The organism is Rhodoferax sp., assembly GCF_028688795.1.
Classification (GTDB): domain Bacteria; phylum Pseudomonadota; class Gammaproteobacteria; order Burkholderiales; family Burkholderiaceae_C; genus Rhodoferax.
The window spans coordinates 1-8693 of the sequence record NZ_JAQTXM010000064.1 but is presented as its reverse complement, the minus strand read 5'-3'; the positions used below and the strand labels follow the sequence as shown (position 1 = coordinate 8693).

6 protein-coding genes are annotated in these 8693 nt (G+C 56.9%); 2 read left to right on the top strand and 4 right to left on the bottom strand.

Annotation, left to right across the window (positions count from 1 at the left end):
• Positions 1-72 precede the first annotated feature (72 nt).
• From PHQ58_RS22560 to PHQ58_RS22545, 4 genes are all read right to left on the bottom strand, one after another.
• Complete coding sequence (locus PHQ58_RS22560; protein ID WP_300115929.1) at positions 73-909, bottom strand: glycosyltransferase; 837 nt, start codon at positions 907-909, stop codon at positions 73-75.
• Positions 910-1049: 140 nt separating this feature from the next.
• Positions 1050-2153, bottom strand: a complete 1104-nt coding sequence (locus PHQ58_RS22555) for a glycosyltransferase family 4 protein (RefSeq protein ID WP_300115927.1) — start codon at positions 2151-2153, stop codon at positions 1050-1052.
• 36 nt (positions 2154-2189) lie between these two features.
• Complete coding sequence (locus PHQ58_RS22550; RefSeq protein ID WP_300115925.1) at positions 2190-3575, bottom strand: oligosaccharide flippase family protein; 1386 nt, start codon at positions 3573-3575, stop codon at positions 2190-2192.
• Entirely contained in the window at positions 3572-4612 is a 1041-nt protein-coding gene (locus PHQ58_RS22545; protein WP_300115924.1) for a polysaccharide biosynthesis/export family protein, read from the bottom strand. Before PHQ58_RS22545 ends, PHQ58_RS22550 begins: the two co-directional genes overlap by 4 nt.
• 133 nt (positions 4613-4745) lie before the next feature.
• On the opposite strand from PHQ58_RS22545, the gene PHQ58_RS22540 reads away from it, so the two are divergent.
• Entirely contained in the window at positions 4746-6137 is a 1392-nt protein-coding gene (locus PHQ58_RS22540) for an O-antigen ligase family protein (RefSeq protein ID WP_300115922.1), read from the top strand.
• A gap of 8 nt (positions 6138-6145) precedes the next feature.
• A complete protein-coding gene (locus tag PHQ58_RS22535) occupies positions 6146-8188 on the top strand; it encodes a hypothetical protein (RefSeq protein WP_300115920.1) in 2043 nt (680 codons plus the stop codon).
• Positions 8189-8693 lie beyond the last annotated feature (505 nt).

Sequence of the window (8693 nt, the reverse complement as noted above, 5' to 3'; positions counted from 1 at the left end):
CTATCATTTGACTAAAAAATAATACTCATCGACGGCTACAAAAATTCATCTCAAATGCCTCGCACGATTACCTTAACTCCTCCACCATAAACAATTTTTTGACAACAAGAAGGCTGATTTCAGAATCTGCCTAAAATCAAAAAAAATCAACGACAAAATCAACATTTTTTTATGATAAAAGACTATTAGCCCCCTGTCACGCATTATTTCAGCACGGAATTCAGTGCACAAAATTTTCCAATTTTCATATGATCGTCGCCAATTTCGACGCGTCAACTGATCAGGACGACCGTCTCTGTTCCAGACAGCATGAACATCAGGAATGTATGCTCCATGCCCACGCCTGATCAGTCTCCCAACAAAATCCACATCTTCAAAAGTCGTCATTTTCAAGTTAAATAACTCTTGTTCATAGACGCTTCTCCTGACCATCAAGGAGTTCAGATGGACGTATCTCCAGCGCAAGAATGACGTAACTTCCGGATCGCCACGGGAAACAGCAATAGTCGAACCATCCGGACCGACATGAACTGTCTGACCGTAGACAAACTCGACTTTCGGATGTTCCAGCAGATAATCCACTTCGTCCCGGATTTTATTTTCCTTGTAGACATCGTCATCATCAAGGAAGCAGATCAACTCACCCCGTGCATTTTGAACACCGAAGTGGCGCGCCCTGGAAGCCGACAACATGGAATCCGTCCGGACGATCAGACAGGAATACCTGGTATAAATATCAGCAGATCGTATGGGTTCATCGGAAGAGTTATCAACTATGACGACTTGGATGGCATCGTACGCCTGAGCATCCACGCTTTGCAGCGCTCTGTTAAGCAAGGCGATTCTATGGCGGGTCGGAATAATAATCGACACGAGTGGCATATCCACTCCTGAAACAAGATTTTTCATACCAATCATTCCAAGCAATCAAAAACCGACTCGATCAACGAGAAGCACGAAATCTTCGTGCTGAGGCGCCATATCTGGCTTATCCGGCGATACGCCTGTACAGCGCCATCAAACGGCTGTACTGGCGCCGCGCCCGCTGATCAGGCCTGCACCGTCTGTTGCAGCAAGCCTTCGAACAGGGAGGTGGCGTCCTCCCAACTGTAGCGGCGGGTCTGAGCGTAAGCGGCATCCGATATGGCCTGCCATTCTTCCTCCGGGATATGGCACAGTCGCACGATGGCATCGGCCATCTCCCGGCACAAAACGTCCTCATCCTTTGTCCCGCTCAACAACACGCCACCGCCTTGCGGCAGCAGATCCGGCGCCGCACCTATGGGCACACCGATGACCGGCGTAAGGCAGGCCATGGCTTCCAATATGGGCAGTCCGAAACTGTCCTGGCGTGATGGGAACAGCCATATGTCGCACTGGGCATACAAAGCGGGGATGAGCGACTGCGCAGGACGATAGGTGAAATCAGTGCCCGGCGGTAGCGGCCAGTCGGTGTTAGGTTGTTCTGCACCAAATGCCAGCACCCGCAGATCGGGCACCTGTTGCCGCGCCAGCGCGATGGCTTGCAGGCAACGGTCCGCACCCTTGATGGGAGTCTGTGCAAAGATGAAGCCCACGGTAGGCGGTTGCTGGCGCGGCCGACGCGGAGCATAGAACAGCTCCAGATCCACGGCATTGGTGACCACAACCATGTCGAGGTCACCCAGCACGCCCTCGATTTCCTGCTTCAAGGCCTTCGAGATAGCCACCTTGCGGTTGGGCAAGCGCAGGGCTGCATGCACATGCTCGCGCTGCTCCGGCCCGCCCCAGATTTCATAGCCCTGCACCAGATGGACATGAGCGCCCTTGGCTGCAGGCAGATCGTGCATCCAGACCGCAGTTTCCCACCAAGTAGCCACCACCACATCGGCATCGGGCAGGTCGCTCGCCATGATGGGGCGATGCCGTTCCAGTCGGCGCATCGGCACCCCTGACAAGGCGATGTGGCCGGGCCGTGGAAAGTAGCGCTGGCGCAGAATCTCCCAGTTGCGTCGACGCAGCAGGCGCAAGGCCTCGCGGACACTAGGTCTGGGCGGCGCGTTGCACACTACCAGCACCTGGTGACCGCGCGCCTGCAGCAGGCGTGCGTAGGTGGCCACCACCCGCGTTCCTCCAGTGAGGTTGTCATTTGGCAACAAAAAAGTGATGCGCATGTAGAATTTTACTTCGTAAAATGAATACTTATGACATCAACCGCGCCACGCGCTCAACAACAGGTGCACGATACTCCCGCCAGCCATTCCAACCAGCAAGGCAGGCAACCACCAACGTTCGGTACCCCAATGCAGCAGGCCTTGGCGGTACTTGAAATACAGTGACAGCGGCCAGCTGGCGAACTGGCTCAACACCACGCCAGCGATGGCGCCACGCTCTCCGGCCAGGGTGTAACCTGCTGGAACCGCGGTAGCAAGCAAGACAGCACGCAAGATGTTGTTGGTAGTGACCCAGGCCGGCATTCCGCGGGCAAACATCAGTTGTTCGACCACCTGATGGCGCATGGCCAGCAGACCCAGACTGAGCCACTGCAGCATCCAACCAGCTTCATGATAGCGGGCGTCATAGAGCAGCCAAACCACCCACTGTCCGGCCATCAGCAGCATGCCGGTGAGCAGTCCCAGGAAACCGTCGGCAATCTGTTGCACGCGGGTATAGACCCGCACCAGCCCGGTTTCATCGCCATCGCGCAAGGCCTGGCTCAGGCTGGGAAAGATCACGCGTCCATTGATGGTGCTGTATACCCCCATCGCTGCCGCCAACAGGTTACCCGCGACGGCAAAAACCCCGAAGGTGGTGAGACCCAGGGTGGCGCCTAGGATGAGTTTTTCACCATGTGCGGCCAAGAAACCTACTACCGATGACAGGAGGATCCATTTACCAAAACCCAGCAGCTCCCGCACATGGGAACGGTCCCAGCAAGGACGCACCGGCGCTCCCGGCACGACCAGATGACTGAGTAGCGTGCGCACGACGCTGCCAGTGAGCGTGCCCGCCAGCAAGGCCCAGACCGTCTGTGTCCACCAAGCCAGTCCCAGCGTCACGAACAATGCCGCCAGCTGCGAAGAGAGTTCAAGCTGTGCCATGACACGGCCATGCAGCTGGCGCTGCGCCGTAGCCAGGCGCATCGACTCACCCCCCTGCAAAAGGGCGCAGAGGGCAAACACGGACATCATCCAAGGCAGGCGTGAATCGGCATAGACCGTATCCGGCGCGAAAACCCCCGCGCCCTGCCCCAGCAGCAAACCCAGAACCATGCCCAGTACGCCCAACGCCAGCAGTCCTGCCCGCGCCATCTGCATGCTCCAGGCGGTACCGAGAAAGCGGGGGGCATCACCGTGAGGGCTCTTGACCACGCTTTGCCATACCCCCAGATCGGAAAACATCACCAGCGCGAAATACAGTGTATTGACCGCAGCCATGAGGCCGAAATCCTGCGGCAACAAGAGGCGGGTGAGCACCAGGTTGCTGGCCAGGCGCAAGACCTGCGAGCCCAGGTTGCTGCCAACCAACCAGGCGCCAGAGCGCAGCATACGGGCACGCAGCGACGTTGTGGTGGATGCTGTGCTGTGCGGCGTCACTTGTTCTGGTTCATGTAGGTGTCCACAGTCATGCCGAAAGTCAGTACTCCAATGGCGGGCGATATCTGGCGCAACAAGTAGCCAAAATCGGCTAGCCCGCTATTGGGAACGAACAGCACGTCGCCATCCTCCAAGGCATAGTTGACCTTGCGGTTGGGGCCTATCAGTTCCGAGAAGTCCAGAATCTGGGTCTGGCGGCTGGTGGCACGGTAGATACCAATCTTCTCGGGCGCTGCGTCTGAGGTCGGGCCACCGGCCTGTGCCAGCACATCCAGCACTGTCATGCTTGGCGTGAGGCGGTAGGAGCCGGGTCTGGGCACGGCACCGAGCACATACACCGCCGTTTCGGACGAATCCGGGATGAAGACGATATCGCCCTTCTTCATGCGGATGTTGTAGCCCAGGTCACCGTTGAGCAGGGCTTTGAGGTCAACCCAGATCAGCTTGTCGCGGCCACGGATGATGGCGCAACGCGTGAGGGTGGCCTGCTTGTCCAGGATGGGCATAGCGCCGGCATTGGCCAGCACCTCGGCCAGGGTCGGCGGATGGGGAAAACGCTGCTGCCCAGCGGTTTGCACACGACCCAGCACCGTGACCACATTTGAGGCATAGTCCTCCACGCCCAGGGTCACATGCGGCTGGCTGTAAAACTCGCGCAGACGACGGTCTAGCGCAGCATGCGCTTGCTCCCGGGTCAACTGGTTCAGGAACACATTGCCGACCATGGGTAGGGTGATCATGCCGTCGGGGCCTATGATGAACTTGCCGCTCACATCCTGGCGGCCGAACACATCGACCCGCACCAGATCGCCGCTGCCCAGTTGATACACTGGGTTAACAGTTTCTTCCAGCAAGGCAAGGTCCTCCTTGCTGGGCATTTCGACGCTGACCTTTTCCCGTGGCTTGAAGGAGAGGGCTTCGGCCTGTGAGCGGCCATCAGGCAGAGACTTATCGGGTACTGTGTTGGCACAGGCAGCCAGCAGCAGCGCGCCCGCTGTAGCGAGCGCCGTGGCAGGACGTAAACAATGGGTTTTCATGACAAGCCCGATTATGGTCCGCGAGAGCGGCCGGCACTTGATACCAGGCATCGTATGCAAGGATTTCACGACTCGTTCACAGTTCCGTCGCTCCCACAACGAGACAATCCCCACCTGACCCACCGCGAGTCCCATGACCAGCTACATCGTCTTCCTTGCCACCTTGCTGTCGCTGCACATGATTGCCCGGCGCGGCTTGACGCAAGCGGTATTGCTGGTATGGATCCCGATTTTCCTGGCATTTCCGTTCAATTTTTTCGTCACCATTCCCGGCCTACCCGACCCGAACTTGATGCAGGCCGCCATCCTGCCGATCCTAGTGGTGGTGCTGCGGGACAAACGGCCGCTCATGCAGTTCGGCCGCATGGAAATGTTGCTGACCATCTATGTGGTGTTCCGAGTATTCGTGGATTTTATAAATCGGGGTTATTCGGATGCACAAAACTATGCATTCTATATGCTGTCGTCGCTGATCGGCCCCTACCTGATCGGGCGTTACGTGATAGACAAACGCCAGATGGATATCGCGGTGGCTCGCATGTTCGTGCTGATGTTCGTGATTTTTTTCCCGATGTTCGTGTACGAACTGAAGTTCTGGGTCAGTCCAGTCTATAAATTGTTCAATATGTTTTTCCCTGGCGCGGGTAGCGGACTCTCCATCCGTTACGGTGTCGCGCGCACCGCCGGAACCTTCGAGCACCCGATTCTGGCCTGCGTGATGATCGTGGTGGTGTATCGCCTGCATCGCTGGCTGACCTGGCTGGGCGAGTGGGACAAGCCCCAGCGTAACTGGTTGGGCTGGTTGGACAAAAACACGCGCTGGATGCGCATTCCATTAGCAGCCAAGATTTCAATCTTGCTGATTCTGATGGCCATCATGACCATCTCACGCGGCCCCTGGATCGGCGGCTTGATCGGTGCGGCCATGACAGCAGTGGGCAACTTCAAGAACCGCAAGAAATGGCTGGTAATCTTCGCGCTGGCACTGGTGATGGGCGGCGGCGCGGGCAAGGTGGCACTGGATTCCTACATCACGCCGAGGGAGGGCGAGGTCATCAGCGGCGAGGCGCAGACCATGCTCTACCGCAAGGAGATGATCGACCGCTACAAGGAGTTCATGTACGAAAAAATGTGGACCGGCTGGGGCTTGACGACTAGGCCAAAGATCGCGGGCATGGAGTCGATCGACAACGCCTTTTTCCTGATGGCGCTACAGCATGGTGTGCCGGCACCTGCCATTTTTTTGACCATATTCCTTTATGCGATCATTTCTCAGATCAAGTTCGGGTTGAAAGCACCACCCGGTGAACCCCCCTTGGGTTTTACCTTCGCTGGCATCTACCTGGCCGCCTTCATCTCATTCGCTACGGTGTACATGGGCGCTCATACCGAGCCCATGCTGTTTCTGTTGCTAGGCTGGGGCGAAAGCATCAAGAACCGGCCCGAAACGGGTATTACCACAAGACCTGCGACCACACCTCACCACTCAGGTAGCAATGCACCGTTCCGCCGCATTCTGTACTGACACGCGACATGCTTCTTTCCAAACAACTTCCCCGCACTGACAGATGGTCCCGCCAGACCCACAGCGCCTTGCTGCTGGCTCTGGCGATACAGAGCCTGGCCGCATGCGGGGACAAGCAGCAAGCGTCATCCGCAGTGGCAATCCCGGCAATGACGGAAACATCCGCCCCACGCCATGCAGAGGCTTTTCCGCCTGCCAAAGAATTGCTAGGCGCCAACCCTCCTCCCATCGCCGACTACTCGCGCACCCATGTCTACGTCGATCTGGTCAAGCAGGCGCGGCGCTTTGGCAGCACATCTAGCCCTTGGGACGAAAAAGCCATGGTCGGCGACGACGGATGGCCGGTGGGAGATTTCGGCATCTTCCTGATGAGCGACCAACGGGGTGTGAGCGGTATTGCCGGTACCTACACGGTGACCTTCGACGGACAAGCGACCGTTACGCCTGTGGCATCAAGGGCGCAGGTCCTGCATCAGCGTTACGACCCCTCGACCAAGCGCACGAGACTTGAATTGGTCTTGCCGGCAGAGGCAGACCAACTGGCTCTCTCATTCACCCAGACCGGAGCCGGCATCAAGAATCTGCAAGTCATACGCCCCGGCTACGATGCCAGCAATCCGCCATTGTTCACCCGCGCCTTCATCAACCATGTGCAGCGCTTCGGCACCCTGCGCTTCATGGACTGGCTGCGCACCAACAACAACCCGGTCACCTCCTGGGCCACACGCACCGATCCGCAACGGATGCGCTACAACTCGGGCAAGGGAGTGCCATGGGAGCATATTGTTGCGCTGGCGAACCAGACCGGACAGCACGTCTGGATCAACATACCCGTTGCGGCGACCGATGATTACGTGAGGCAATTGGCCTGGCTGCTCAAGACCACACTCAACGCCAACAGCCGCATCTACGTCGAGTACAGCAACGAAGTCTGGAACGGCCAGTTCAAGCAATATGGCAGCAACAAGGCGTTGGCCATGGAGGAAGTCAAAGCCGATCCGAATTCGCCTCTGGCTTACGATGGCAGCCAGGATCTTAACCAGTGGGCCTACCGGCGCATCGCCAAGCGCGGCAAGGAAATCAGCGACATTTTCCGCAGCGTTTTCGGTGACTCAGAGATGATGAGTCGGGTACGGCCGGTGTTTGCCACCCAGGTGGTCAACAGCTATGCCAGCGGCTTGGGACTGAACTTCATCGCAGCCGTGTACGGACCGCCTGCCAGGTATTTTTATGCCATGGCGGGCGCACCCTACTTCAACCTGGGCAAACAGCAACGGGAAGAAGGACTCAGCACCGACCAGGTGCTGCAAGCCATGGAGCAGTCGGTGACCGACCTGCCGCGCATCAATGAGTTCGAAAAGAACCAGGCGCTGGCCAGCTGGTACGGCCTGCCCTGGCTGGCCTACGAGGGCGGCGCTGACACGTTTGGCCCTGGCAGCCATGACGCCAAGATGAATGCCAACCTGGATTCGCGCATGCAGGACTTGTGCCGGCGCTACCTGAGCACCTGGTACCAGTCTGGCGGTCAACTCTTCATGTGGTTCAACGCCGGTGCAGGCAACTGGAGTACGCAGTACGGCGCCTGGGAACTGACCACCGACCTGGCCATCACTGACACGCCCAAGATCCGCTGCATGGACCAGACGCTGGCAGGCCCTACGCCGTCATTTGAAGGACGCAACAAGGCCCCTGGCAGCTTCGAAGCCTATGCGTTCGCGGGCAATTTCCCTCCTTACAGCGAACAATCCAGGAACCAGGTGCGACACCTGGCCCCCGGCCGATCCATCGACTATCTGGTCCAGGCAACACAAGCTGGCACCTACCAATTGGTGTTGAGTACAGCTGTGGCTTCAAGCGGCAACCGCATTGATCTGCATGTCAACGGCCAACAGGTTGCTAATGCGATCGAATTGTCTGCCGATGGTTGGAACAAGACGGTTGATCAAAAGCCCATACCAATACTCTTGCACAATGGCTTCAACACCCTTCGCATCACGACACGAAGTTCCAATAATGGCTATGACCTGCAGCGATTGACGCTTCGGAATTAATATTTAAATAAGAACACTCAATCCAATCCATACCAGCAGCAACTCCCACCAGCGGATATAGCTCCGATCCAGAATAATTTATAAAAAATCTCACAGAATCTTCTGACCGAAAATAACGATATAGCAGCACTGGTAAAAAACATCCGCCACCTCAACGACAACAGGAAATAATTAGCCAAATACATGGCACACTGCCATCAAATCAGCAAACACCACACGGAAAAAGCATTTTTTTCACATCGAAGCCAACTGATCAAGAAGTACCTGAAAACTTCCACATGAACACCCAAATTCCATGGCTGGTCTGTCGTATAAATAACTGGCATTGAATCAGTGGGGGCCGCTGGGAATGACCCGGACATCACCTACAATCATCATCATGCAAAATGTGCAAATCTTTAAGGAAGTAGATCGATGCGCATTGGGGTGCTTGAGGATGACCTGACTCAGCAGGGGATGTACAAACTGTGGTTTGACACGGCAAGGTATGGCTGCGCCTGCTACG